At 71.7% G+C, this 25,188-nt stretch carries 23 protein-coding genes; 21 read left to right on the top strand and 2 right to left on the bottom strand.

Annotation, left to right across the window (positions count from 1 at the left end; translation table 11 throughout):
* Window positions 1-4: 4 nt before the first annotated feature.
* Entirely contained in the window at window positions 5-2,299 is a 2,295-nt protein-coding gene (locus ACIRB7_RS20195) for an ATP-binding protein (RefSeq protein ID WP_403600259.1), read from the bottom strand.
* A gap of 158 nt (window positions 2,300-2,457) precedes the next feature.
* Here ACIRB7_RS20195 and ACIRB7_RS20190 point away from each other — a divergent pair, with 158 nt between their 5' ends.
* The 15 genes from ACIRB7_RS20190 (at window position 2,458) to nusB (ending at window position 16,273) form a co-directional block, all read left to right on the top strand.
* Window positions 2,458-2,895: a DUF948 domain-containing protein gene (locus ACIRB7_RS20190; RefSeq protein ID WP_403600256.1), complete on the top strand. Its 438-nt coding sequence runs from the start codon at window positions 2,458-2,460 to the stop codon at window positions 2,893-2,895.
* 6 nt (window positions 2,896-2,901) lie between these two features.
* Window positions 2,902-3,249 carry a DUF6167 family protein gene (locus ACIRB7_RS20185; protein ID WP_403600253.1) on the top strand — a complete coding sequence of 116 codons (348 nt, stop codon included), beginning with the start codon at window positions 2,902-2,904 and terminating at the stop codon, window positions 3,247-3,249.
* On the top strand, window positions 3,249-5,918 hold the full coding sequence (gene alaS, locus ACIRB7_RS20180) for an alanine--tRNA ligase (RefSeq protein ID WP_403600251.1): 2,670 nt from the start codon (window positions 3,249-3,251) through the stop codon (window positions 5,916-5,918). Before ACIRB7_RS20185 ends, alaS begins: the two co-directional genes overlap by 1 nt.
* Before the next feature lie 2 nt (window positions 5,919-5,920).
* A complete protein-coding gene (ruvX, locus tag ACIRB7_RS20175; protein ID WP_030204525.1) occupies window positions 5,921-6,385 on the top strand; it encodes a Holliday junction resolvase RuvX in 465 nt (154 codons plus the stop codon).
* A 102-nt stretch (window positions 6,386-6,487) separates the two neighbouring features.
* Complete coding sequence (mltG, locus tag ACIRB7_RS20170; protein ID WP_403600248.1) at window positions 6,488-8,248, top strand: endolytic transglycosylase MltG; 1,761 nt, start codon at window positions 6,488-6,490, stop codon at window positions 8,246-8,248.
* Window positions 8,229-9,071, top strand: a complete 843-nt coding sequence (locus tag ACIRB7_RS20165) for a shikimate dehydrogenase (RefSeq protein WP_403600245.1) — start codon at window positions 8,229-8,231, stop codon at window positions 9,069-9,071. The genes mltG and ACIRB7_RS20165 overlap by 20 nt, the downstream gene beginning before the upstream one ends.
* 53 nt (window positions 9,072-9,124) lie before the next feature.
* The gene (locus ACIRB7_RS20160) at window positions 9,125-9,352 is read left to right on the top strand and encodes a hypothetical protein (protein ID WP_403600241.1); all 228 of its coding nucleotides are present in this window, start codon (window positions 9,125-9,127) and stop codon (window positions 9,350-9,352) included.
* Window positions 9,353-9,466: 114 nt separating this feature from the next.
* Window positions 9,467-10,651, top strand: coding sequence for a chorismate synthase (gene aroC, locus ACIRB7_RS20155; RefSeq protein ID WP_403600238.1), 1,185 nt, complete (start codon window positions 9,467-9,469; stop codon window positions 10,649-10,651).
* Entirely contained in the window at window positions 10,648-11,169 is a 522-nt protein-coding gene (locus tag ACIRB7_RS20150; protein WP_403600235.1) for a shikimate kinase, read from the top strand. Before aroC ends, ACIRB7_RS20150 begins: the two co-directional genes overlap by 4 nt.
* On the top strand, window positions 11,166-12,263 hold the full coding sequence (gene aroB, locus ACIRB7_RS20145) for a 3-dehydroquinate synthase (RefSeq protein ID WP_403600232.1): 1,098 nt from the start codon (window positions 11,166-11,168) through the stop codon (window positions 12,261-12,263). The genes ACIRB7_RS20150 and aroB overlap by 4 nt, the downstream gene beginning before the upstream one ends.
* The gene (aroQ, locus tag ACIRB7_RS20140) at window positions 12,260-12,706 is read left to right on the top strand and encodes a type II 3-dehydroquinate dehydratase (protein WP_403600229.1); all 447 of its coding nucleotides are present in this window, start codon (window positions 12,260-12,262) and stop codon (window positions 12,704-12,706) included. Before aroB ends, aroQ begins: the two co-directional genes overlap by 4 nt.
* A gap of 452 nt (window positions 12,707-13,158) precedes the next feature.
* Window positions 13,159-14,037, top strand: a complete 879-nt coding sequence (locus ACIRB7_RS20135; RefSeq protein WP_403600226.1) for an AAA family ATPase — start codon at window positions 13,159-13,161, stop codon at window positions 14,035-14,037.
* A 67-nt stretch (window positions 14,038-14,104) separates the two neighbouring features.
* A complete protein-coding gene (locus ACIRB7_RS20130) occupies window positions 14,105-15,217 on the top strand; it encodes an aminopeptidase P family protein (RefSeq protein ID WP_403600223.1) in 1,113 nt (370 codons plus the stop codon).
* Between the two features lie 49 nt (window positions 15,218-15,266).
* Entirely contained in the window at window positions 15,267-15,833 is a 567-nt protein-coding gene (gene efp / locus ACIRB7_RS20125; RefSeq protein ID WP_073818654.1) for an elongation factor P, read from the top strand.
* Window positions 15,834-15,835: 2 nt separating this feature from the next.
* A complete protein-coding gene (nusB, locus tag ACIRB7_RS20120; RefSeq protein WP_403600220.1) occupies window positions 15,836-16,273 on the top strand; it encodes a transcription antitermination factor NusB in 438 nt (145 codons plus the stop codon).
* 186 nt (window positions 16,274-16,459) lie between these two features.
* Here nusB and bldD read toward each other — a convergent pair whose 3' ends face one another.
* Window positions 16,460-16,960: a transcriptional regulator BldD gene (gene bldD, locus ACIRB7_RS20115; protein ID WP_015032294.1), complete on the bottom strand. Its 501-nt coding sequence runs from the start codon at window positions 16,958-16,960 to the stop codon at window positions 16,460-16,462.
* Between the two features lie 246 nt (window positions 16,961-17,206).
* On the opposite strand from bldD, the gene pyrR reads away from it, so the two are divergent.
* The 6 genes from pyrR (at window position 17,207) to carB (ending at window position 25,139) form a co-directional block, all read left to right on the top strand.
* Window positions 17,207-17,773: a bifunctional pyr operon transcriptional regulator/uracil phosphoribosyltransferase PyrR gene (gene pyrR, locus ACIRB7_RS20110; RefSeq protein ID WP_403600217.1), complete on the top strand. Its 567-nt coding sequence runs from the start codon at window positions 17,207-17,209 to the stop codon at window positions 17,771-17,773.
* Between the two features lie 84 nt (window positions 17,774-17,857).
* Complete coding sequence (locus tag ACIRB7_RS20105; RefSeq protein ID WP_351216173.1) at window positions 17,858-18,838, top strand: aspartate carbamoyltransferase catalytic subunit; 981 nt, start codon at window positions 17,858-17,860, stop codon at window positions 18,836-18,838.
* A gap of 2 nt (window positions 18,839-18,840) precedes the next feature.
* Window positions 18,841-20,127 (top strand): dihydroorotase, encoded by a 1,287-nt coding sequence (locus ACIRB7_RS20100; RefSeq protein WP_403600214.1) that lies wholly within the window; start codon window positions 18,841-18,843, stop codon window positions 20,125-20,127.
* Entirely contained in the window at window positions 20,124-20,693 is a 570-nt protein-coding gene (locus ACIRB7_RS20095) for a hypothetical protein (protein ID WP_403600212.1), read from the top strand. The genes ACIRB7_RS20100 and ACIRB7_RS20095 overlap by 4 nt, the downstream gene beginning before the upstream one ends.
* Window positions 20,690-21,838, top strand: a complete 1,149-nt coding sequence (gene carA / locus ACIRB7_RS20090; protein WP_403600209.1) for a glutamine-hydrolyzing carbamoyl-phosphate synthase small subunit — start codon at window positions 20,690-20,692, stop codon at window positions 21,836-21,838. Before ACIRB7_RS20095 ends, carA begins: the two co-directional genes overlap by 4 nt.
* Entirely contained in the window at window positions 21,831-25,139 is a 3,309-nt protein-coding gene (gene carB / locus ACIRB7_RS20085) for a carbamoyl-phosphate synthase large subunit (RefSeq protein ID WP_403600206.1), read from the top strand. The genes carA and carB overlap by 8 nt, the downstream gene beginning before the upstream one ends.
* Window positions 25,140-25,188 lie beyond the last annotated feature (49 nt).

The raw sequence follows: 25,188 nt of genomic DNA, 5'->3' as shown, positions 1-25,188 counted from the left end.
CGTATTACCGCGGTTCCCGGCCCGCCGCTTCCCCGCCCTTTCCGGTGGGGGAGCCGGCGGGCTTCCGCGTTCCCGGGACCGCCGAGGACCCCGCCGTACGGAAGGGTCGCGGGGCGGACGGCTCCGCCGCGCCGCCGACGGCCGGATTCCGGCCGCCCGCGAGCGCGCGCTCCACCGCCTCCGCCGCCGAAAGGGCCTGGCCCTCACGGAACGCGGCGCCGTACGCCTCCACCCCCAGCGCCTCCTCCGCCCGCTGCGCGCACAGCGACCTCGGGCCGTGGAACGCCTCGGAGCCGAAGAGCCGGGCACCCACCGTGTCCCACACCGCCACCGTCGCCCCCTGGAGGACCGCCGCCTCCACCGGATCGCCCTCGCTCACGGTCACCAGGGCCAGCACCTCGATCGCCAGGACGAGCCCGACCAGGTCACGGAAGGCGTGGTTGATCGAGACGCACTCGGTGAGCAGCTCCCGCGCCTCCCCGAACGCGCCCCGCGTCCACGCCGAGTACCCCAGGACGTAGAGGGCGTACGCCCGGGTCCAGAGTTCGCCCCGCTCCTCACAGATCTCCCGGACCTCCCGGCAGAGGACGACCGCCCCCTCCAGGTCGCCCCGGAAGGCCCGCGCCATCGCCACCTCGACCTGCCCCATCAGCACGTTGCTGTTCAGCTCGCCGAGCTCCCGGTACGCGTCGAGCGCCCGCCCGATCAGCTCCTCGGCCCGCACCATGTCGTCCGTGAGCAGCGCGAGACAGCCCATCCGGTGCGTCGCGTACGCCTCCGCCAGCGGGTTCCGCGAGGACCGGGCCCGCTCACCGCACTCGTGGAGCGCCGCCACCGCCGCCGTACCGTCCCCCTGGAGCACCGCCACGTACCCGAGCACCCACAGCGCCTTGAGTCGTGCCTCCTCGTGCCCCGACTCCAGCGCCAGCGCCCGCTCCAGCCAGTGCCGGCCCTCAGAGAGCCGCCCGCACCCCACCCACGCGAACCAGAGCGTGCCCGCCAGGTGCTGGGCGAGATGCGCGTCCTCCGGGAGTTCGAGACACAGCTCCAGAGCCGCCCGCAGATGCGGCAGGGCCGCCTCCGTGAGGGCCGCCACCTCCCTCTGGCGCGGGCTGAACCACTCCAGCTCGCACCAGGTGGCCAGGCCCATGTACCAGTCGCGGTGCCGCCGCCGCATCCGCTCCGTGTCGCCGAGCGCCGCCAGCCACTCCGCCCCGTACGCGGCGACCGTGTCGAGCATCCGGTAGGCGGGACCGGAGGGGGTGTCCTCCCGGGTGAGCAGCGACTGCGCGAGCAGCCCGCCGAGCAGATCCAGGATCCGCTCCGGCGGCAGCTCCCGGCCCCCGCACACGTACTCCACCGCCTCCAGGTCGAAGGCCCCAGGGAACACCGAGAGCCGCGCCCAGAGGAGCCGCTCCTCCGGGGCGCACAGCTCATGGCTCCAGCCGATGGCCGTCCGCAGCGTCTGGTGGCGGGGGAGCTCCCCGCGCGCGCCGTCGGTGAGCAGCCGGAAACGGTCGTCGAGCCGCAGCAGCATCTGTTCGACGGAGAGCAGCGGGAGCCGCCCGGCCGCCAGTTCCAGGGCGAGCGGGATCCCGTCGAGCCGCCGACACAGTTCGTACGCGGCGTCCGCACCGGCCGGCAGAGCGCGTACGCCCGCCTCAGCCGCCCGCCCCGCGAGCAGCGGGGGCACGCCCACGTCCGCCGTCCGCCCCGCGAGCAGCGGGGGCCCGCCCGCCGCCTCCGCCGCCCGTTCCACGAACAGCGGCGGTGCGCCCGCCTCCGCCGCCCGTTCCGCGAGGAGCGTCACCGCGTCCGCCTCGCCCAGCGGCGCCAGCGGGAACACCGTCTCGCCCGCCACCCGCAGGGGCCGGCGGCCGACCGCGAGGACGGTGAGCCCGGGAGCGTGCGCGAGGGCCTCCCGTACCAGCGGCGCGCAGTGCTCCACGAGGTGCTCGAAACCGTCCACGACGAGCAGCAGCCGTCGCTCCGCGAGATGGTCGAGGAGCACCTCGCGCGGGGCCCTCGGGGTGTGGTCGGTCAGGCCGAGCGCCTCGACCAGGGCGTACTCGATCAGATCCGGGTCCCGCAGCGGCGCGAGCTCGGCGAGCCGCACCCCGTCGCCGTAGCGTTTCTGCACCGCCGTGGCAGCCCGCAGCGCGAGCCGGGTCTTGCCGACCCCGCCCACGCCCACGACCGTGACCAGGCGGGACCCTTCGAGGAGCGCCGTCAGTGCGGCCTGCTCGGCGGTCCGGCCGACGAACCGGTTCAGCTCCGCCGGGAGATTGCTGCGTCGCATGGGACACGGAGCGTACTCACCGGCGCGCTCTCCGTACAATCGGTTCCGGTAACTCCCGTCCCACGGGCGGTAATGCGGTACGGCAGGACAGCCCGGGCGCGATAGGGTCGAGGAACGACTTTTCGCAAGGGCCCGACGACAGCAGAGAGCGGTGCAGAGTGACCGGTGGAGAGGTTGCCGGGATCCTGGTGGCCGTCTTCTGGGCGATCCTGGTCTCCTTCCTCGCCGTGGTGCTGGTGAGGCTGGCGCAGACGCTCAGGGCGACCACCAAGCTGGTGGCGGACGTGACCGAGCAGGCCGTCCCCCTCCTCGCGGACGCCTCCGCGACCGTGCGCTCGGCACAGACCCAGCTCGACCGGGTCGACGCCATCGCCTCGGACGTCCAGGAGGTCACCTCCAACGCCTCCGCGCTCTCCTCCACCGTCGCCACCGCCTTCGGCGGCCCGCTCGTCAAGGTGGCCGCCTTCGGGTACGGCGTGCGCAAGGCGCTCGGCCGGGGCGGCGACGGCGAGGACGTGCCGCGCGCCTCCTCGCGACGTACCGTGCTCGTCGGCCGTACCGTGCCGTCCTCGCGACGCCGGAAGCAGAAGGGCTGAGCCGCGATGTTCCGCCGCACGTTCTGGTTCACGGCCGGCGCAGCCGCCGGCGTCTGGGCCACCACCAAGGTCAACCGGAAGCTGAAGCAGCTGACGCCCGAGAGCCTCGCGGCCCAGGCCGCGGACAAGGCGATCGAGACCGGCCACCGCCTCAAGGACTTCGCCCTCGACGTGAGGGCGGGCATGGTCCAGCGGGAGGCCGAACTGGGCGAGGCACTCGGCCTGGACGCGGCCGCCGACCAGGACCCCGGGCTTCCGCCGCCCCGCCGCAGGACCGCGCTCGATCCCACCGCGCGCCCGACCACGACGCGTTCAATCCCCACGATCACGTACAACCGGAATGAGGACCACTGATGGAGTCGGCTGAAATCCGCCGCCGCTGGCTGAGCTTCTTCGAGGAGCGCGGGCACACCGTCGTCCCTTCGGCGTCGCTCATCGCGGACGACCCGACTCTGCTGCTCGTCCCCGCCGGCATGGTGCCCTTCAAGCCCTACTTCCTGGGCGAGGTCAAGCCGCCGTTCTCGCGCGCCTCCAGCGTGCAGAAGTGCGTGCGTACGCCGGACATCGAAGAGGTCGGCAAGACCACCCGCCACGGCACGTTCTTCCAGATGTGCGGCAACTTCTCCTTCGGCGACTACTTCAAGGAAGGCGCCATCAAGCTCGCCTGGGAGCTGCTGACCTCCTCGGTGGAGCACGGCGGCTACGGGCTCGAGCCGGAGAAGCTCTGGATCACCGTCTACCAGGAGGACGACGAGGCCGAGCAGATCTGGCGTGACGTCGTCGGTGTCCCCGCCGAGCGCATCCAGCGCCTCGGCAAGAAGGACAACTACTGGTCGATGGGCGTCCCCGGCCCCTGCGGCCCGTGCTCCGAGATCAACTACGACCGTGGCCCCGACTTCGGCGTCGAGGGCGGCCCCGCCGTCAACGACGAGCGGTACGTGGAGATCTGGAACCTGGTCTTCATGCAGTACGAGCGCGGTGAGGGCTCCGGCAAGGACGACTTCCCGATCCTCGGCGAGCTGCCGTCGAAGAACATCGACACGGGCCTCGGCCTGGAGCGCCTGGCGATGATCCTCCAGGGCGTCCAGAACATGTACGAGACGGACACCCTCAAGGTCGTCATCGACAAGGCCACCGAGCTCACCGGCGTCGACTACGGCACGTCCCAGGAGAGCGACGTATCCCTGCGCGTGGTCGCCGACCACATGCGCACCTCCGTCATGCTCATCGGCGACGGAGTCACCCCCGGCAACGAGGGCCGCGGCTACGTGCTGCGCCGCATCATGCGCCGCGCCGTCCGCAACATGCGTCTGCTCGGCGCCACCGGCCCGGTCGTCCAGGAGCTCGTGGACACCGTGATCAACACGATGGGCGAGCAGTACCCGGAGCTCGTCACCGACCGCAAGCGCGTCGAGACCGTCGCCCTCGCCGAAGAGGCCGCCTTCCTCAAGGCCCTCAAGGGCGGCACCAACATCCTCGACACCGCCGTCACCGAGACCAAGGCCTCCGGCGGCACGGTCCTCTCCGGCGACAAGGCGTTCCTGCTCCACGACACCTGGGGCTTCCCGATCGACCTCACCCTGGAGATGGCCTCCGAGCAGGGCCTCTCGGTGGACGAGGACGGCTTCCGCCGCCTGATGAAGGAGCAGCGGGAGCGCGCCAAGGCCGACGCCAAGGCCAAGAAGACCGGCCACGCCGACATGACGGCGTACCGGGAGATCGCCGACGGCAACGGCGCCACCGAGTTCACCGGCTACACCAACACCGAGGGCGAGAGCACCGTCGTCGGACTCCTCGTCAACGGCGTCCCCTCGCCGGCGGCCTCCGAGGGCGACGAGGTCGAGGTCGTCCTCGACCGCACCCCCTTCTACGCCGAGGGCGGCGGCCAGATCGCCGACCAGGGTCGGATCAAGCTGCACAGCGGCGCGGTCATCGAGATCCGCGACGTCCAGCAGCCGGTCCCCGGTGTCTCCGTGCACAAGGGTTCCGTGCAGGTCGGCGAGGTGACCGTGGGCGCCACGGCCTACGCCGCCATCGACGTGCGCCGCCGCCGGGCCATCGCCCGCGCCCACTCGGCCACCCACCTCACCCACCAGGCGCTGCGCGACGCCCTCGGCCCGACGGCCGCCCAGGCCGGTTCCGAGAACCAGCCGGGCCGTTTCCGCTTCGACTTCGGTTCGCCGAACGCCGTCCCCGGCGCGGTCCTCACCGACGTCGAGCAGAAGATCAACGAGGTCCTCACGCGCGAGCTGGAGGTCCACGCCGAGGTCATGCCGATCGACGAGGCCAAGCGCCAGGGCGCCATCGCCGAGTTCGGCGAGAAGTACGGCGAGAAGGTGCGCGTCGTCACCATCGGCGACTTCTCCAAGGAGCTGTGCGGCGGTACGCACGTCCACAACACCGCCCAGCTGGGCCTGGTGAAGCTGCTCGGCGAGTCCTCCATCGGCTCCGGCGTGCGCCGTATCGAGGCCCTCGTCGGCGTCGACGCGTACAACTTCCTCGCCAAGGAGCACACGGTCGTCGCCCAGCTCCAGGAGCTGGTCAAGGGCCGTCCGGAGGAGCTGCCGGAGAAGATCTCCGCCATGCTCGGCAAGCTGAAGGACGCCGAGAAGGAGATCGAGAAGTTCCGTGCGGAGAAGGTCCTCCAGGCCGCCGCCGGTCTCGTCGACTCCGCCCAGGACATCCGCGGTGTCGCCGTCGTCACCGGCCAGGTCCCGGACGGCACCGGCGCCGACGACCTGCGCAGGCTGGTCCTCGACGTGCGGGGCCGCATCTCGGGCGGCCGTCCGGCCGTCGTCGCCCTGTTCACCACGGCCAACGGCAAGCCGCTGACGGTCATCGCCACCAACGAGGCCGCCCGCGAGCGCGGTCTCAAGGCCGGCGAGCTGGTCCGCACCGCCGCCAAGACCCTCGGTGGCGGTGGCGGCGGCAAGCCGGACGTCGCCCAGGGCGGCGGCCAGAACCCGGAGGCCGTCGGCGAGGCCATCGCCGCCGTCGAGCGCCTCGTGACGGAGACGGCGTGACGATGCGCCGCGGCCGCCGTCTCGCGGTGGACGTCGGGGACGCCCGGATCGGGGTCGCCTCGTGCGACCCCGACGGGGTCCTCGCCACGCCGGTGGAGACCGTGCCGGGACGTGACGTCCGGGCCGCCCACCGGCGGCTCCGCCAGATCGTCGAGGAGTACGAGCCGATCGAGGTCGTCGTGGGCCTGCCCCGCTCGCTCAGCGGGCGGGAGGGCCCGGCCGCGACCAAGGTCCGTGCCTTCGCCGTGGAGATGGCGCGCGGGATCGCCCCCGTGCCCGTCCGCCTGGTCGACGAGCGCATGACGACCGTGACGGCCACGCAGGGCCTGCGCGCCTCGGGCGTGAAGGCGAAGAAGGGCCGGTCCGTCATCGACCAGGCCGCCGCTGTGATCATCCTGCAGAACGCTCTTGAGTCCGAACGGGTATCAGGTAATCCGCCCGGTGAGGGCGTCGAAGTGGTCATCTGATCGCGATACGGTAACGTTCCGCGCGATGCGGCGGTGTTCGAACAGCTGCCGCACTACGTAGAGGCGGATCGTCCGGAAGCCTCGCGGCTGTTTTGGGGATCGATGACTGAGTATGGCCGGAGCCCCGGCTCCGAACCGTGGCACCCCGGGGACCCGCTCTACGGGGACCAGGGGTGGGAGGGCCAGCAGCAGTACTACCCGGATCCGCAGCAGGCGAGCCAGTACGGGCACGGCGGACAGGGCTACGAGGACCCGTACGGCCAGGGAACTCAAGGCGGCCAGGGGTACGAGGGCGACCCGTACCAGCAGCAGCACGCGCAGCAGTACGAGCAGCAGCAGCCGCAGGAATACGCCGATCCGCAGTACCAGCAGCAGGCGCACCAGTACCAGCAGTCGTACGAACAGCAGCAGTACGCGACGGGGTACCCGGGCGGTTACGACACGCCCGGGCACCTCGGACAGCAGTACGACGGCAGCTGGGAGACGAGCCAGGCGGCGATGGCCTACGGCACGCCCCCGGCCGATCCGTACGGCGGCCACAACCCCGATCTCTACGGCACCCCCGAGGCGTACCCGCCGCCCCAGCCTCCCGGCCACCGGCAGAACCCGCCGGAGCCGGTGATCGACTGGGCGCCTGAGGAAGAGACCCGCCCGGAGCCGGAGGAGGAGAAGCACCCCTTCTTCACCGGCGAGGACGACCCGGACGACGAGTACGACGACGAGCCGGCCTCCGGCCGTGGCTCGCGCGGCGACGACCGCGAACGCCGGAGCAAAGCGAAGAAACGCAAAGGCAAGAACGGCGTCGCCTGCCTGGTCGTCGCGCTCGTCCTGGCCGGCGGCGTCGGCGGCGTCGGCTACTTCGGCTACCAGTTCTGGCAGGGTCAGTTCGGTGAGGCCCCGGACTTCGCGGGCGGCGGCACCGGCGAGGTCCAGGTCGAGATCCCGAGGGGCGCCCTCGGGACCCAGATCGGCAACATCCTCAAGCAGGCCGGCGTGGTGAAGAGCGTCGACGCCTTCGTCTCGGCTCAGCAGAAGAACCCCAAGGGCAACTCCATCCAGGAGGGCGTCTTCACGCTGAAGAAGGAGATGTCGGCGGAGAGCGCGGTCGCGCTGATGCTCAACCCGGTGAGCCAGGCCAACCTCGTCATCCCCGAGGGCAAGCGCAACGTCTGGGTGTACGACACCCTCGACAAGCGCCTCGGCCTCAAGCCGGGCACCACGAAGGACATCGCCCGCACGAAGGCGGACTCGCTCGGCCTGCCCGACTGGGCCAAGGGGCACCAGGACGTCAAGGACCCGCTGGAAGGATTCCTCTTCCCGGCCAGGTACCCCGTGGCGAAGAACAGCAAGCCCGAGGACGCGCTCCGCAAGATGGTCTCGCGCGCGAACCAGGAGTACATGAAGCTCGACCTGGAGGCGAAGGCGAAGGAGCACGGCCTGAAGGGGCCCTGGGACCTCGTCACGGTCGCGAGCCTGGTGCAGGCGGAGGGCAAGACGCACGACGACTTCCGCAAGATGGCGGAGGTCGTCTACAACCGCCTTCAGCCCGACAACCAGGAGACGTTCCAGCTGCTTCAGTTCGACTCGACCCTCAACTACCTGAAGGGTCAGAGCGAGATCAAGATCTCCGAGAAGGAGACCCAGACCAACACCGACCCGTACAACACGTACAAGTACAAGGGTCTGCCGCCGGGACCGATCAGCAACCCCGGCAACGAGGCGCTCGCCGCCATGCTCAATCCCACGAACGACGGCTGGATCTACTTCGTGGCCACGGACGGCATGAACAAGACCGAGTTCGCCAAGACGCTGACGGAGCACAACAAGCTGAGGGACAAGTTCAATGCCAACACGAACCAGTGAGGCCGGTCGCCGCGCGGCCGTCCTCGGTTCGCCGATCGCCCACTCGCTCTCCCCGGTCCTGCACCGGGCCGCGTACGCCGAGCTGGGCCTCGACGACTGGTCGTACGACCGCTTCGAGGTCGACGAGGCCGGGCTGCCCGGCTTCGTCGGCGAGCTGGACGACAGCTGGGCAGGGCTCTCGCTGACCATGCCGCTCAAGCGGGCGATCATCCCGTTGCTCGACGAGATCAGCGACACGGCGGCCTCGGTCGAGGCGGTGAACACCGTCGTCCTCCGTGAGGACGGCCGGCGCGTCGGCGACAACACCGACATCCCCGGCATGATCGCCGCCCTGCGCGAGCGGAACGTCGAGAAGGTGGAGTCGGCGGCGATCCTCGGCGCCGGCGCCACCGCCTCCTCCGCGCTCGCCGCGCTCGCCCGGATCTGCGCGGGCCCCGTCACCGCGTACGTACGGAGCGAGGCGCGCGCCGAGGAGATGCGCGGCTGGGGCGAGCGGCTCGGCGTGGACGTCCGTACCGCCGACTGGGACGACGCGGCGGAGGCCTTCGCCGCCCCGCTGATCATCGCGACCACCCCGGCCGGCACCACGAACGCCCTGGCGGCCGGCGTCCCCGACACCGTCGGCACCCTCTTCGACGTCCTGTACGACCCCTGGCCGACCGCGCTCGCCGCGGCCTGGTCCGACCGCGGCGGGAAGGTGGTCGGCGGCCTCGACCTCCTCGTCCACCAGGCCGTCCTCCAGGTCGAGCAGATGACGGGCGTACCGCGGGCGCCGCTCGCCGCGATGCGGGCGGCGGGGGAGCGGGCGCTGGCCGCCCGGTAGGCTGCGACCGGCGCCGGGGACCGACCGGCGCCGCAGGGGGAAGTACGGGGGACATGAGCGGGGAACTGGTGCTGGCGTCCAAGTGGGACGCGGCCTTCGACGTGGTGCGCTTTCTGTACGTGGGGTTCTTCAGCGACCTGCCCGCCTGGGTGCGGTACACCGTCCTCGCCCTCTTCGGTTCGACCGTGGCGTACGGCTTCCTCTCCTGGCTGCGGAAACGCTCCACCGCCACCCCGGAGGCCGAGGAGACCGTCCAGGAGGACGAGACCCGCGTCCGATAGCTGGACCGGCGACCAGGTGGACGCCCCGGACGTGGGAGGATCGGGGGTGGCGGGCCAGGGCCGCGCACCCGGCCGCGTCGTCGCAGTGCCCAGGCGCGAGCATGAGGAGCATCGTTGAGCAGGTTGCGTTGGCTGACCGCTGGGGAATCCCACGGACCCGCGCTGGTCGCGACGCTGGAGGGTCTTCCCGCCGGCGTCCCGGTCACCACTGAGCTGGTGGCGGACCACCTCGCGCGGCGGCGTCTCGGCTATGGGCGCGGCGCCCGGATGAAGTTCGAGCAGGACGAGATCACCTTCCTCGGTGGCGTCCGGCACGGCCTCTCCCTCGGCTCCCCGATCGCCGTCATGGTGGGCAACACGGAGTGGCCGAAGTGGGAGAAGGTCATGTCGGCCGACCCCGTCGACCCCTCCGAGCTCAAGGAGACCGGCCGTAACGCGCCGCTGACCCGGCCGCGTCCCGGGCACGCAGACCTCGCCGGCATGCAGAAGTACGGCTTCGACGAGGCCCGGCCGATCCTGGAGCGCGCCAGCGCCCGGGAGACCGCCGCCCGCGTCGCCCTCGGCGCCGTCGCCCGCTCCTTCATCAAGGAGGCCGCCGGCATCGAGATCGTCTCCCACGTCGTCGAGCTGGCCGCCGCCAAGGCGCCCTACGGCGTCTACCCGACCCCCGCCGACGTCGAGAAGCTCGACGCCGACCCGGTCCGCTGCCTCGACGCCGACGCGTCGAAGGCGATGGTCGCCGAGATCGACCAGGCCCACAAGGACGGCGACACCCTCGGCGGCGTCGTCGAGGTCCTCGCGTACGGCGTGCCCGTCGGCCTCGGCTCGCACGTCCACTGGGACCGGCGCCTCGACGCCCGGCTCGCCGCCGCCCTCATGGGCATCCAGGCCATCAAGGGCGTCGAGGTCGGCGACGGCTTCGACCTCGCCCGCGTGCCCGGCTCCCAGGCCCACGACGAGATCGTGAAGACCGACGAAGGCCTCAGGCGCACCTCCGGCCGCTCCGGCGGCACCGAGGGCGGTCTGACCACCGGTGAGCTGCTGCGCGTCCGCGCCGCGATGAAGCCGATCGCGACCGTCCCGCGCGCCCTCGCCACCGTCGACGTCGCCACCGGCGAGGCCACCGCGGCCCACCACCAGCGCTCCGACGTGTGCGCCGTCCCCGCCGCCGGCATCGTCGCCGAGGCCATGGTCGCGCTCGTCCTCGCGGACGCCGTCGTCGAGAAGTTCGGCGGCGACAGCGTCCCCGAGACCCGCCGCAACGTGCGGTCGTACCTCGAGAACCTGCGCATCCGGTGACCGCCGGCCCCCTGGTCGTCCTCGTCGGGCCCATGGGCTCCGGCAAGTCCACGGTGGGCGCGCTCCTGGCCGAACGGCTCGGCGCGCCCTACCGGGACACCGACGCCGACATCGTCGCCGCCGAGGGACGCGAGATCTCCGACATCTTCGTCGAGGACGGCGAGGACCACTTCCGCGCCCTGGAACGGGCCGCGGTCGCCACGGCCGTCGCCGAACACGAGGGCGTCCTCGCCCTCGGCGGCGGCGCGGTCCTCGACGCCGGGACCCGCTCCCTGCTCGCCGGGCTGCCCGTCGCGTACCTCTCGATGGACGTCGACGAGGCGGTCCGGCGCGTCGGCCTCAACACCGCGCGGCCGCTGCTCGCCGTCAACCCGCGCCGCCAGTGGCGCGAGCTGATGGAGGCACGCCGCCACCTGTACACCGAAGTCGCGCGGACCGTCGTCACCACCGACGACCGCACCCCCGAAGAGGTCGCGGACGCGGTCCTCGCGGCACTGGATCTGAAGAAGGACGCATGACGACGGACCAGGCAGTGACCCGTATCCAGGTCGCGGGCAGCGCGGGCACGGATCCGTACGAGGTGCTGGTCGGCCGGCAGCTGCTCGGTGAGCTCCCCGGGCTGATCGGCACCCAGGCCAAGCGGGTCGCCGTGATCCACCCGGAGGCGCTCGCCGACACGGGTGAGGCGCTCCGCGCGGACCTCGCCGACCAGGGCTACGAGACGGTCGCCATCCAGGTGCCGAACGCCGAGGAGGCCAAGACCATCGAGGTCGCCGCCTACTGCTGGAAGGCGCTGGGCCAGACCGGCTTCACCCGCAGCGACGTCATCGTGGGCGTCGGCGGCGGCGCCACCACCGACCTGGCCGGCTTCGTGGCCGCGACCTGGCTGCGGGGTGTGCGCTGGATCGCCGTACCCACCACGGTCCTGGCGATGGTCGACGCCGCCGTCGGCGGCAAGACGGGCATCAACACCGCCGAGGGCAAGAACCTCGTCGGCTCCTTCCACCCGCCGGCCGGCGTCCTCTGCGACCTGGCGGCGCTCGACTCGCTGCCGGTGCACGACTACGTCAGCGGTCTCGCGGAGATCATCAAGGCCGGCTTCATCGTCGACCCGGTCATCCTCGACCTCATCGAGGAGGACCCGCAGGCCGCCCGCACCCCGGCCGGCCCCCACACCGCCGAGCTGCTCGTCCGCTCGATCAAGGTGAAGGCGGAGGTCGTCTCCGGCGATCTCAAGGAGTCCGGCCGCCGCGAGATCCTCAACTACGGCCACACGCTCGCCCACGCCATCGAGAAGAACGAGCGGTACAAGTGGCGCCACGGCGCCGCCGTCTCCGTCGGCATGGTCTTCGCCGCCGAGCTCGGCCGGCTCGCCGGGCGGCTCGACGACGCGACCGCCGACCGGCACCGCGCGATCCTGGAGTCCGTCGGACTGCCGCTCACCTACCGCGGTGACCAGTGGCCCAAGCTCCTGGAGACCATGCGGGTCGACAAGAAGTCCCGCGGCGACCTGCTGCGCTTCATCGTCCTCGACGGGATCGGCAAGCCGACCGTCCTGGAGGGCCCGGACCCGGCGGTCCTGATCGCTGCGTACGGCGAGGTGTCCGCGTGAGCGAGCCCCGTCCGGTTCTGGTGCTCAACGGCCCCAACCTGGGGCGGCTCGGCTCGCGCGAGCCCGACATCTACGGCGCCACCTCCTACAAGGGGCTCGTCGAGTCCTGCCGCACCCTCGGCGCGGAACTCGGTTTCGACGTCGAGGTACGGGAGACGAACGACGAGGGCGAGATGATCCGCTGGCTCCACGAGGCGGCGGACGGCTCGGTCCCGGTGGTCATCAACCCCGGGGCGTTCACGCACTACTCGTACGGGATGAGGGACGCCGCCGCCCAGCGGACCGCCCCGCTGATCGAGGTCCACATCTCGAACCCGTACGCCCGGGAGGAGTTCCGGCACACCTCGGTCGTCGCGGCCGTGGCGACCGGGACGGTCGCGGGGTTCGGCATCGGTTCCTACCGGCTCGCCCTGCGGGCGCTCGCCGAGGAACTGGCCGGCTGACAGGGCACCAGGGGGCGTCCCCGGCCGTTCCCCTTGTGGGGGCCGGGGGCGGTAACGTTCCGGCGCACCGGATACATCAGGCGTACGAGACGGAGTGGCACCGGATGCAGCACGCAGTGGGGGGTCCGCTGCCACCGCCCGAACAACCGGGCCAGGCACCCGGCCAGGGTTCCCTGTCGGGCCAGGGCCAGGGTCAGGGACCCCAGGGCTCCGGCCTCGGCCAGGGCCCCGGCCCCGGCATCGGGATCGGCCAAGGCCCCGGCCCCGGCCAGGGCATAGGGCTCGGTCAGGGCCCCGGCCCCGGCCAAGGCCCCGGCCAAGGCCCCGGCCAAGGCCCCGGCCAGGGCCCCGGCCCCAGCCAAGGCCCCGGCCAGGGCCCCGGCCCCGGCCAAGGCCCTGGCCAAGCACCCGTCTCCGGGGCAGGGGCCTCCGCCCCGGGCGCGCGTCCGCACGTGCCGCCGCCTCCGGCGGGTGCCCCGCATCAGGGCCCGTCGGCCGGGCCCCGGCTCGGGGTGCACCCGACCGTGCAGCCCGGCGGGCCCAGGCCTCCGCACGGGGCGCCGTCCCCGCAGTCCGCGCCACCCGCCCAGCCGGGAGCGCCCGGCTGGGGCGCCCCCGGAGCCGTTCCGCCGCCCTCCGACGGGTCGCGGTACCCGGGCGGCTCACCGCATCCCGGCGGAGGCCCCCACCGCGCGGACCTCACCGGCCATGTGCCGCTGCCGCCCGTGAGCGCGCCGCTCGCGCCCCCCGGGGAGCACGGCGTCGGTACGGGCGGGGCGACCCTCGCCGTCCTGCTCATCGGGCCCGCAGGCGCCGGCAAGACGACCGTCGCCCGCCACTGGGCGCAGCGCCGCCGCGTGCCCACCGCGCACATCAGCCTCGACGACGTACGCGAGTGGGTCTGCTCCGGCTTCGCCGACCCCCAGTCCGGCTGGAACGAGCACTCCGAGGCGCAGTACCGGCTCGCCCGCCGCACCTGCGGCTTCGCCGCGCGCAACTTCCTCGCCAACGGCATCTCCTGCATCGTCGACGACGCCGTCTTCCCCGACCGGCCCGTCGTCGGCCTCGGCGGCTGGAAGCGCCATGTCGGCCCCGGCCTGCTCCCCGTCGTGCTCCTGCCCGGCCTTGAGGTCGTCCTGGAGCGCAACGCCGAGCGCAGCGGCAACCGGCGCCTCTCGGACGAGGAGGTCGCCGCCATCCACGGCCGGATGGCCGGCTGGTACGGCTCGGGCCTGCCGATCATCGACAACTCCACGTACGACGTCGAGACCACCGCCCGCGTCCTCGACGACGTCCTGGCCCGCGCGATCGCAAGCCCGCCCACCTGGTGACCCCCGGCGGTGCCCGGTCGGCCGTCCAGAACAGGCCACCGCGGCCCGCTCCTCGTACGCTCGGAGCATGTCAGAGGTGTATGCGGACCGCCGTGTACGGCTGCGCGATCGGTGCGCGGCCGCGGGCAGCCCGGCGGCCCTGGTCTCCCGCCCCGCCAACGTCCGCTACCTGGCGGGCGGTTCGCCTCCCGGCGCCGTCCTCCTCGTCGGTCCCGAGCCGGACGCGGACGTCCTGCTCTGCCCCGTCGCTCCCGGCGTCGAGCCGGCCGACGGACGGCTCGACGAACTGCTCCGCCGGCAGGTCCTGCCCACGGGCGGCGGCGATCCGGCCGTCGCCGCCGTCGACCACGCCCGCCGGGCCGGCGCCGACGCGCTCGCCGTCGAGGAACACGACCTGACCGTGGCCCGGCACCGGGCCATGGGCGCCGTCACGCCGGGACTGCGCCTCGCCGACCTCGCCTGCGCCGTCGAGCAGCTCAGGATCGTCAAGGACGAGGACGAGATCGCCTGTCTCCGGATCGCCGCCGAGATCGCCGACCAGGCCCTCGGGGAGCTCCTGGAGTCGATCCTGGTGGGCCGGACCGAACGCCACCTCGCCCTGGAGCTGGAGCGGCGGCTCGTCGACCACGGCGCCGACGGCGCCGCCTTCCCGACCTCGGTGGCGACCGGCCCGCACTCCGGACGGCGTGGCCACCGGCCCACCGACCGCCGGGTCGAGGAGGGGGATTTCCTCTCCGTCTGCCTCGGCGCCGACTACCGGGGCTACCGCTGCGAGATCGGCCGTACCTTCGTCATCGGCACGACCCCCGCCGACTGGCAGATCGAGCTGTACGAGCTCGTCTTCGCCGCTCAGCGGGCCGGCCGGGAGTCGCTCGTACCGGGCGCCGGATACCGCGACGTGGACCGGGCGGCCCGCCAGATCCTGGACGCGGCGGGGCACGCGGAGGCCGCCGTACCCCTCACCGGGCACGGGGTGGGGCTCGAAATCGACGAGGACCCGCAGCTCTCACCCTCGGCCATGGGTAAACTGGACGCTTGTGTGCCGGTCACCGTCGAACCGGGGGTCCACCTCCCGGGCCGGGGCGGTGTCCGGATCGATGACACGCTCGTCGTACGCCAGGAGGCGGACGGCGGACCCGAGCTACTCACCATCACGACCAAGGAGCTGCTCGCGCTGTAGGGCGCGTACGCCTCCCCGGTCCCACGTCAGTCCAGGAGATTCCGCAACCGTGGCTTCCACGAACGACCTCAAGAACGGCATGGTGCTCAAGCTCGAAGGCGGCCAGCTCTGGTCCGTCGTCGAGTTCCAGCACGTCAAGCCCGGCAAGGGCCCGGCCTTCGTGCGCACCAAGCTCAAGAACGTGCTGTCCGGCAAGGTCGTCGACAAGACCTTCAACGCCGGTGTGAAGGTCGAGACGGCCACCATCGACCGCCGCGACATGCAGTTCTCCTACATGGACGGCGACTACTTCGTCTTCATGGACATGGAGACCTACGACCAGCTGATGGTCGAGCGCAAGGCCGTCGGCGACGCCGCCAACTTCCTGATCGAGGGCTTCACCGCCTCCGTCGCGCAGCACGAGGGCTCGGTGCTCTACGTCGAGCTCCCCGCCGCCGTCGTGCTGACGATCGAGCACACCGACCCGGGCGTCCAGGGCGACCGCTCCACCGGCGGCACCAAGCCCGCCAAGCTGGAGACCGGTCACGAGATCCAGGTCCCGCTCTTCATCACCACCGGTGAGAAGGTCAAGGTCGACACGCGGACCAGCGACTACCTCGGCCGGGTGAACGACTAACCGTGGCCGCTCGGAGCAAGGCCCGCAAGCGCGCCTTCCAGATCCTCTTCGAGGCCGACCAGCGTGATGCCTCCGTCCAGGAGGTCCTCGCGGACCAGGTCCGGCACGCGCGGTCGGACGACCGTCAGCCGCCGGTGAGCGACTTCACCATGCAGCTGGTCGAGGGGTACGCGGCCCACGTGGCGCGGATCGACGAGCTCATCGCGACCTACGCGGTGGACTGGGACCTCGACCGGATGCCCGTCGCCGACCGGAACATCGTGCGCCTCGGCGCGTACGAGCTGATCTGGGAGGACGGGACGCCGGACGCCGTCGCGATCGACGAGGCGGTGCAGCTCGCCAAGGAGTTCTCCACGGACGAGTCCCCGACCTTCGTCAACGGTCTGCTGGCGCGCTTCAAGGACTTGAAGCCGCGTCTGCGCCGGGACGCCGACGTCTGAGTCCGTAGACGTCGGACGTCACCGGCGGCCGAAGGGGCCCGCAGCACTCGTGCTGCGGGCCCCTTCGGCTTCCTCGGCGTGACGGGTGCCGGGCTCCGGGTGGTGCCGCGAAAAGCGCCGGGCCCCTGGACGTCGGATGACGTCCAGGGGCCCGGCGGTACGTTTCTGCTGTGCCCCCGTAAGGGGTCAGTTCTCCTCGTGGGCGACCGCGCGGCGCGCGTCCGCGTCGAGGACGCCCCAGCTGATCAGCTGCTCGGTGAGGACCGAGGGGGACTGGTCGTAGATGACGGCGAGGGTGCGCAGGTCGTCCTGACGGATCGACAGCACCTTGCCGTTGTAGTCGCCGCGCTGCGACTGGATCGTCGCCGCGTAGCGCTGGAGCGGGCCCGCCTTCTCCTGCGGGACGTGCGCGAGCCGCTCCAGGTCCAGGACCAGCTTCGGCGGCGGCTCGGCGGCCCCGCCCGGGGTCGTGCCCGGCAGGAGCTCCTGCACCGGCACCCCGTAGAAGTCGGCCAGCTCGGCAAGACGCTGCACGGTCACCGCGCGGTCACCGCGCTCGTACGAGCCGACCACGACGGCCTTCCAGCGCCCCTGGGACTTCTCCTCCACCCCGTGGAGGGAGAGACCCTGCTGGGTGCGGATGGCGCGGAGTTTGGCCCCGAGCTGCTTTGCGTATTCGCTGGACATAACGCTCCCGGACGCTGTGACGACATGCGGCTGCGCCGCGCGGCTGGTAACTCACTGTGAGGTTACGCAGCGTTACACCTACCCGTCAAGCCGAAAGGTCCGTACCGCCCCCTCCCGGGGGACGGCGCGCGGAGTGGCGACCGGGGTGCGGGCGAGGCGCCCGTACGTCCCTGGTATCGTTGACGGCGCAAATCCGACGTCCTTTAAGAGCCGTCCCGTGAGGCGGAGAAGGAGGTCCGTTTCTTCATGGACACCCAGCAGCAGTACGGCGATGACGCGCGGCCCGTTCTCGAGGCCCCCGACATCGCGCGGGTCCTCACCCGCATCGCACACGAGATCGTCGAGCGCGCCAAGGGCGCCGACGACGTGGTCCTCCTCGGCATTCCCACCCGCGGTGTCTACCTCGCCCGCCGGCTCGCCGAGAAGCTCGAATCGATCACCGGCACCAAGATCCCGGTCGGGTCCCTCGACATCACCATGTACCGGGACGACCTGCGGATGAAGCCGGCGCGCGCCATCGGCCGCACCGACATCCCCGGTGACGGCATCGACGGCCGCCTGGTCGTCCTCGTCGACGACGTGCTCTTCTCCGGCCGCACCATCCGCGCCGCCCTCGACGCCCTCGGCGACATCGGCCGTCCGCGCGCCGTCCAGCTCGCCGTCCTCGTCGACCGGGGCCACCGCGAGCTTCCGATCCGAGCCGACTACGTCGGCAAGAACCTCCCCACGTCGCTGCGGGAGACGGTCAAGGTCCAGCTCGCCGAGGAGGACGGTCGCGACACCGTCCTGCTCGGTTCCAGGCCCTCCGCCTGACCGGACCGGCTTCCCCCGCGGGGCCCGGGCACCTTCCTGCGCCCCCGCACGCCCTCACACTCCCCACCACGGAGAGACACCCCGATGATGCGTCACCTCATCTCGGCCGCCGACCTCACCCGCGACGACGCCGTCCAGATCCTCGACACCGCCGAGGAGATGGCCCGGGTGGCCGACCGGCCCATCAAGAAGCTGCCGACCCTGCGCGGCCGGACCATCTGCAACCTCTTCTTCGAGGACTCCACCCGGACCCGGATCTCCTTCGAGGCCGCCGAGAAGCGCCTCTCCGCCGACGTGATCAACTTCGCGGCCAAGGGCTCCAGCGTCTCCAAGGGCGAATCCCTCAAGGACACCGCGCAGACCCTGGAGGCCATGGGCGTCGACGCGGTCGTCATCCGGCACAGCGCCTCCGGCGCCCCGTACCGCCTCGCCACCTCCGGCTGGATCGACGCCCCCGTCGTCAACGCCGGCGACGGCACCCACCAGCACCCCACCCAGGCCCTCCTGGACGCCTTCACCATGCGCCGCCGCCTGGTCGGCCGGGACACCGGACTCGGCCAGGACCTGGCGGGCAAGCGGATCACGCTCGTCGGCGACGTCCTGCACAGCCGGGTCGCCCGCTCCAACGTCGACCTGCTGCACACCCTCGGCGCCGAGGTCACCCTGGTGGCCCCGCCCACCCTGGTCCCCGTCGGCGTCGAGACCTGGCCCTGCGACGTCTCGTACGACCTCGACCGCGTGCTGCCGAAGTCCGACGCGGTCATGATGCTGCGTGTGCAGCGAGAGCGGATGAACGCCGCCTTCTTCCCGACCGAGCGCGAGTACTCGCGGCGGTACGGGCTCGACGGCGAGCGGATGGCGAAGATGCCCGAGCACGCCATCGTCATGCACCCCGGCCCCATGGTCCGCGGCATGGAGATCACCGCCGAGGTCGCCGACTCCGACCGCTGCACGGTCGTCGAGCAGGTCGCCAACGGCGTCTCCATCCGGATGGCGGTCCTCTACCTGCTTCTGGGCGGCAACGACTCCGCCGTCACCCACACCCGCACCGAGGAGAACAAGTAACCATGAGCAAGATCCTTATCCGTGGTGCGCAGGTGCTGGGCGGCGCCGTCCAGGACGTCCTGATCGACGGCGAGACCATCGCCGAGGTCGGTACGGACCTGTCCGCCGAGGGCGCCACCGTGATCGAGGCCGACGGCCAGATCCTGCTGCCCGGCCTCGTCGACCTCCACACCCACCTGCGCGAGCCGGGCCGCGAGGACTCCGAGACCGTCCTCACCGGCACCCGCGCCGCCGCCTCCGGCGGCTTCACCGCCGTCTTCGCCATGGCCAACACCCACCCGGTCGCCGACACCGCCGGAGTCGTCGAGCAGGTCTACCGGCTCGGCCAGGAGCACGGCTACTGCGACGTACAGCCCATCGGCGCCGTCACCGTCGGCCTCGAAGGCAAGAAGCTCGCCGAGCTCGGCGCCATGCACGACTCCGCCGCCGGCGTCACCGTCTTCTCCGACGACGGCAAGTGCGTCGACGACGCCGTCATCATGCGCCGCGCCCTGGAGTACGTGAAGGCCTTCGGCGGCGTCGTCGCCCAGCACGCCCAGGAGCCCCGCCTCACCGAGGGCGCCCAGATGAACGAGGGCATCGTCTCCGCGGAGCTCGGCCTCGGCGGTTGGCCGGCCGTCGCCGAGGAGTCGATCATCGCCCGCGACGTCCTCCTCGCCGAGCACGTCGGCTCCCGCGTCCACATCTGCCACCTCTCGACCGCCGGCTCCGTCGAGATCGTCCGCTGGGCCAAGTCCCGCGGCATCGACGTCACCGCCGAGGTCACCCCGCACCACCTCCTCCTCACGGACGAGCTGGTCCGCTCGTACAACCCGGTCTACAAGGTCAACCCGCCGCTGCGCACCGAGAAGGACGTCCTCGCGCTCCGCGAGGCGCTCGCCGACGGCACGATCGACATCGTCGCCACCGACCACGCCCCGCACCCGCACGAGGACAAGGACTGCGAGTGGGCCGCGGCCGCCATGGGCATGGTCGGCCTGGAGACCGCGCTCTCCGTCGTGCAGCAGACGATGGTCGAGACCGGACTCCTCGACTGGGCCGGCGTCGCCGACCGCATGTCCTTCGCGCCCGCCCGCATCGGACGGGCCAAGGGCCACGGACGACCCGTCTCGGCAGGTGAGCCCGCGAACCTGACGCTGGTCGATCCGGCTTACCGTGGAGTCGTGGACCCCGCGGACTTCGCCTCCCGCAGCCGTAACACCCCCTACGAGGGCCGTGAGCTGCCGGGACGCGTCACCCACACCATCCTGCGGGGCCGGGCAACGGTCGTGGACGGGAAGCTGGCGTGACACCACTCATCGCAATCGCCGCAGGCGCCGAACAGAAGTCGGCGGAGGTGACCGACTGGGCCGGACGGCTCGGCTGGGTCGCCGGACTGCTGCTCTTCATCGCCTTCGTGTACTGGCTGATGCGCCAGGGCTGGAAGTGGCGCGGCAGCCTCCAGTCGGACCTGCCCGAGCTTCCCACCGCGCCCCGGCCGGCCGGTCCGGCGAAACTGACTCTCAGCGGGCGCTACCACGGGTCCACCACCGCCGGGCAGTGGCTCGACCGGATCGTCGCCCACGGCCTCGGCACCCGCAGCCGCGTCGAGCTCACGCTCACCGACGCCGGACTCGCGGTCGTACGCCCCGGGGCGAACGACTTCTTCGTCCCGGCCGAGGCCCTGCGCGAGGCCCGCCTCGACAAGGGCATCGCCGGCAAGGTCCTCGCCGAGGGCGGTCTGCTGATCGTCACCTGGACGCACGGCGACAAGCTGCTCGACTCCGGCTTCCGGTCCGACCGGGCGGCCGAGCACACCGCCTGGGTCGAGACCATCAACTCCATGATCAACACGACGGAAGGCATCGCACGATGACGACCTCCACCAGGGGAGCCGTGAAGGTTCCCGCCGTACTCGTCCTGGAGGACGGCCGCACCTTCAGCGGCCGCGCCTACGGGGCCGTGGGGGAGACCTTCGGCGAGGCCGTGTTCTCCACCGGCATGTCCGGCTACCAGGAGACCCTCACCGACCCGTCGTACCACCGCCAGGTCGTGGTCATGACCGCCCCGCACGTCGGCAACACCGGCGTCAACGACGACGACCCCGAGTCCGGCCGCATCTGGGTCTCCGGCTACGTCGTCCGCGACCCCGCCCGCGTCTCCTCCAACTGGCGCGCCACCCGCACCCTCGACGAGGAGCTGGAGCGCCAGGGCGTCGTCGGCATCTCCGGCATCGACACCCGCGCCCTCACCCGCCACCTGCGCGAGCGCGGCGCCATGCGCGTCGGCATCTTCTCCGGCGACGCCTGGACGGGCGTCCGCGAGGAGGCCCTGCTCGCCAAGGTCAAGGCCCAGCCCCAGATGAAGGGCGCGAACCTCGCCGCCGAGGTCGCCACCAAGGAGCCGTACGTCGTCCCCGCGATCGGTGAGAAGAAGTTCACCGTCGCCGCCGTCGACCTCGGCATCAAGGGCATGACCCCGCGCCGGATGGCCGAGCGCGGCATCGAGGTGCACGTGCTCCCCGCCACCGCCACCGTCGAGGACATCTACGCCGTCCAGCCCGACGGAGTGTTCTTCTCCAACGGCCCCGGCGACCCCGCCACCGCCGACGGCCCCGTCGCCGTCATGCGGGCCGTCCTGGAGCGCAGGACGCCGCTCTTCGGCATCTGCTTCGGCAACCAGATCCTCGGCCGCGCCCTCGGCTTCGGCACCTACAAGCTGAAGTACGGCCACCGGGGCATCAACCAGCCCGTCCAGGACCGCACCACGGGCAAGGTCGAGGTCACCGCGCACAACCACGGCTTCGCCGTCGACGCGCCCCTCGACAAGGTCTCCGACACGCCCTACGGGCGCGCCGAGGTCTCCCACGTCTGCCTGAACGACAACGTCGTGGAAGGCCTCCAGCTGCTCGACCAGCCGGCCTTCTCCGTCCAGTACCACCCCGAGGCGGCCGCGGGCCCGCACGACGCCGCGTACCTCTTCGACCGCTTCGTAACGCTGATGGAGGCCGAGCGTGCCTAAGCGCACCGATATCCAGTCCGTCCTGGTCATCGGCTCCGGCCCGATCGTCATCGGTCAGGCCGCCGAGTTCGACTACTCCGGTACCCAGGCCTGCCGCGTCCTCAAGGCCGAGGGCCTGCGGGTGATCCTGGTCAACTCCAACCCGGCCACGATCATGACCGACCCGGAGATCGCCGACGCCACCTACGTCGAGCCGATCACCCCCGAGTTCGTCGAGAAGATCATCGCCAAGGAGCGCCCCGACGCCCTCCTGCCCACCCTCGGCGGCCAGACCGCGCTCAACACCGCGATCTCCATGCACGAGCAGGGCGTCCTGGAGAAGTACGGCGTCGAGCTCATCGGCGCCAACGTCGAGGCCATCAACAAGGGCGAGGACCGCGACCTCTTCAAGGGTGTCGTCGAGGCCGTCAAGGCCAAGATCGGGTACGGCGAGTCCGCCCGCTCGGTCATCTGCCACACGATGGACGACGTCATCAAGGGCGTCGACACCCTCGGCGGCTACCCCGTCGTCGTCCGCCCCTCCTTCACCATGGGCGGCGCCGGCTCCGGCTTCGCCCACGACGAGGACGAGCTGCGCCGCATCGCCGGCCAGGGCCTCACGCTCTCCCCGACCACCGAGGTGCTCCTGGAGGAGTCCATCCTCGGCTGGAAGGAGTACGAGCTGGAGCTGATGCGCGACAAGAACGACAACGTCGTGGTCGTCTGCTCCATCGAGAACTTCGACCCGATGGGCGTCCACACCGGTGACTCGATCACCGTCGCCCCGGCGATGACGCTCACCGACCGCGAGTACCAGCGGCTGCGCGACATCGGCATCGCGATCATCCGCGAGGTCGGCGTCGACACCGGCGGCTGCAACATCCAGTTCGCGATCGACCCGGTCGACGGCCGGATCATCGTCATCGAGATGAACCCGCGTGTCTCCCGCTCCTCGGCGCTCGCCTCCAAGGCGACCGGCTTCCCGATCGCGAAGATCGCGGCCCGTCTCGCCGTCGGCTACACGCTGGACGAGATCCCCAACGACATCACGGAGAAGACCCCGGCGTCCTTCGAGCCCACGCTCGACTACGTCGTCGTCAAGGCCCCGCGCTTCGCGTTCGAGAAGTTCCCCTCCGCCGACTCCACGCTGACCACGACCATGAAGTCGGTCGGCGAGGCCATGGCGATCGGCCGCAACTTCACCGAGGCGCTCCAGAAGGCCCTGCGCTCCCTGGAGAAGAAGGGCTCGCAGTTCACCTTCGTCGGCGAGCCCGGCGACAAGGCCGAACTCCTCCGCGAGTCGATCCGCCCGACCGACGGCCGCATCAACACCGTCATGCAGGCCATTCGCGCCGGGGCCACCCCCGAGGAGGTCTTCGACGCCACGAAGATCGACCCGTGGTTCGTCGACCAGCTCTTCCTGATCAAGGAGATCGCCGACGAGCTGGCCGCCGCCGAGAAGCTCCACCCGGAGATCCTCGCCGAGGCCAAGCGCCACGGCTTCTCCGACGCCCAGATCGCCGAGATCCGCGGCCTGCGCGAGGACGTCGTCCGCGAGGTCCGGCACGCCCTCGGTGTCCGCCCGGTCTACAAGACGGTCGACACCTGCGCCGCCGAGTTCGCCGCCAAGACCCCGTACTTCTACTCCTCGTACGACGAGGAGAGCGAGGTCGCCCCGCGCGAGAAGCCCGCGGTGATCATCCTGGGCTCCGGCCCGAACCGCATCGGCCAGGGCATCGAGTTCGACTACTCCTGCGTCCACGCCTCCTTCGCCCTGAGCGACGCCGGCTACGAGACCGTGATGGTCAACTGCAACCCGGAGACCGTCTCGACGGACTACGACACCTCCGACCGTCTGTACTTCGAGCCGCTGACGCTGGAAGACGTGCTGGAGATCGTCCACGCCGAGACCCTCGCCGGACCCGTCGCCGGTGTCGTCGTCCAGCTCGGCGGCCAGACCCCGCTGGGCCTGGCGCAGGCGCTCAAGGACAACGGCGTGCCGGTCGTCGGCACCTCCCCCGAGGCCATCCACGCCGCCGAGGACCGCGGCGCCTTCGGCCAGGTCCTCGCCGAGGCCGGGCTCCCCGCCCCCAAGCACGGCACCGCGACCACCTTCGCCGGCGCCAAGGCCATCGCCGACGAGATCGGCTACCCCGTCCTCGTACGCCCGTCGTACGTGCTCGGCGGCCGCGGCATGGAGATCGTGTACGACGAGGCCCGCCTCGAGTCGTACATCGCGGAGTCCACCGAGATCAGCCCCACCCGGCCGGTCCTGGTCGACCGCTTCCTCGACGACGCCATCGAGATCGACGTCGACGCGCTCTACGACGGCCACGAGCTCTACCTAGGCGGCGTCATGGAGCACATCGAGGAAGCCGGCATCCACTCCGGCGACTCGGCCTGCGCCCTGCCCCCGATCACCCTCGGCGGCTTCGACATCAAGCGCCTGCGCGCCTCCACCGAGGCCATCGCCAAGGGCGTCGGCGTGCGCGGTCTGATCAACATCCAGTTCGCGATGGCCGGCGACATCCTCTACGTCCTGGAGGCCAACCCGCGCGCCTCCCGGACCGTCCCCTTCACCTCGAAGGCGACCGCCGTCCCGCTCGCCAAGGCCGCCGCCCGCATCTCGCTCGGCGCCACCGTCGCCGAGCTGCGCGCCGAGGGCCTGCTGCCGAAGACCGGCGACGGCGGCACCCTGCCGCTCGACGCGCCGATCTCCGTCAAGGAGGCCGTGATGCCGTGGTCGCGCTTCCGCGACGTGCACGGCCGCGGCGTCGACACCGTCCTCGGCCCGGAGATGCGCTCCACCGGCGAGGTCATGGGCATCGACGCGGTCTTCGGCACGGCATACGCCAAGTCGCAGGCCGGCGCCTACGGCCCGCTGCCCACCAAGGGCCGCGCGTTCATCTCGGTCGCCAACCGCGACAAGCGCTCGATGATCTTCCCGGCCCGCGAGCTCGTCGCCCACGGCTTCGAGCTGCTCGCCACCTCCGGCACCGCCGAGGTCCTCAAGCGCAACGGCATCAACGCCACGATCGTGCGCAAGCTGAGCGAGGGCGAGGGCCCCGACGGCGAGAAGACGATCGTCCAGCTCATCCACGACGGCCAGGTCGACCTGATCGTCAACACCCCGTACGGCACCGGCGGCCGCCTCGACGGCTACGAGATCCGTACGGCCGCCGTGGCCCGCAGCGTCCCCTGCCTCACCACGGTCCAGGCGCTCGCCGCGGCCGTCCAGGGCATCGACGCGCTCAACCGCGGCGACGTCGGCGTCCGCTCGCTCCAGGAGCACGCGGAGCAACTGACCGCTGCCCGCGACTAGCAGCCCGTACGGAGGAGGGGGACACCGGCAGTACCGCGGTGTCCCCCTC

It is taken from the genome of Streptomyces sp. NPDC093795 (assembly GCF_044764665.1).
GTDB lineage: Bacteria > Actinomycetota > Actinomycetes > Streptomycetales > Streptomycetaceae > Streptomyces.
This window is presented reverse-complemented; position numbering and strand designations above follow the sequence as displayed.

Coding starts and splice junctions, on each gene's coding strand:
- ACIRB7_RS20195 (WP_403600259.1), bottom strand. CDS start 2,299: ATGCGACGCAGCAATCTCCCGGCGGAGCTGAACCGGTTCGTCGGCCGG.
- ACIRB7_RS20185 (WP_403600253.1), top strand. CDS start 2,902: ATGTTCCGCCGCACGTTCTGGTTCACGGCCGGCGCAGCCGCCGGCGTC.
- alaS (WP_403600251.1), top strand. CDS start 3,249: ATGGAGTCGGCTGAAATCCGCCGCCGCTGGCTGAGCTTCTTCGAGGAG.
- ruvX (WP_030204525.1), top strand. CDS start 5,921: ATGCGCCGCGGCCGCCGTCTCGCGGTGGACGTCGGGGACGCCCGGATC.
- mltG (WP_403600248.1), top strand. CDS start 6,488: ATGACTGAGTATGGCCGGAGCCCCGGCTCCGAACCGTGGCACCCCGGG.
- ACIRB7_RS20165 (WP_403600245.1), top strand. CDS start 8,229: ATGCCAACACGAACCAGTGAGGCCGGTCGCCGCGCGGCCGTCCTCGGT.
- ACIRB7_RS20160 (WP_403600241.1), top strand. CDS start 9,125: ATGAGCGGGGAACTGGTGCTGGCGTCCAAGTGGGACGCGGCCTTCGAC.
- aroB (WP_403600232.1), top strand. CDS start 11,166: ATGACGACGGACCAGGCAGTGACCCGTATCCAGGTCGCGGGCAGCGCG.
- ACIRB7_RS20130 (WP_403600223.1), top strand. CDS start 14,105: ATGTCAGAGGTGTATGCGGACCGCCGTGTACGGCTGCGCGATCGGTGC.
- bldD (WP_015032294.1), bottom strand. CDS start 16,960: ATGTCCAGCGAATACGCAAAGCAGCTCGGGGCCAAACTCCGCGCCATC.
- pyrR (WP_403600217.1), top strand. CDS start 17,207: ATGGACACCCAGCAGCAGTACGGCGATGACGCGCGGCCCGTTCTCGAG.
- ACIRB7_RS20105 (WP_351216173.1), top strand. CDS start 17,858: ATGATGCGTCACCTCATCTCGGCCGCCGACCTCACCCGCGACGACGCC.
- ACIRB7_RS20100 (WP_403600214.1), top strand. CDS start 18,841: ATGAGCAAGATCCTTATCCGTGGTGCGCAGGTGCTGGGCGGCGCCGTC.
- carA (WP_403600209.1), top strand. CDS start 20,690: ATGACGACCTCCACCAGGGGAGCCGTGAAGGTTCCCGCCGTACTCGTC.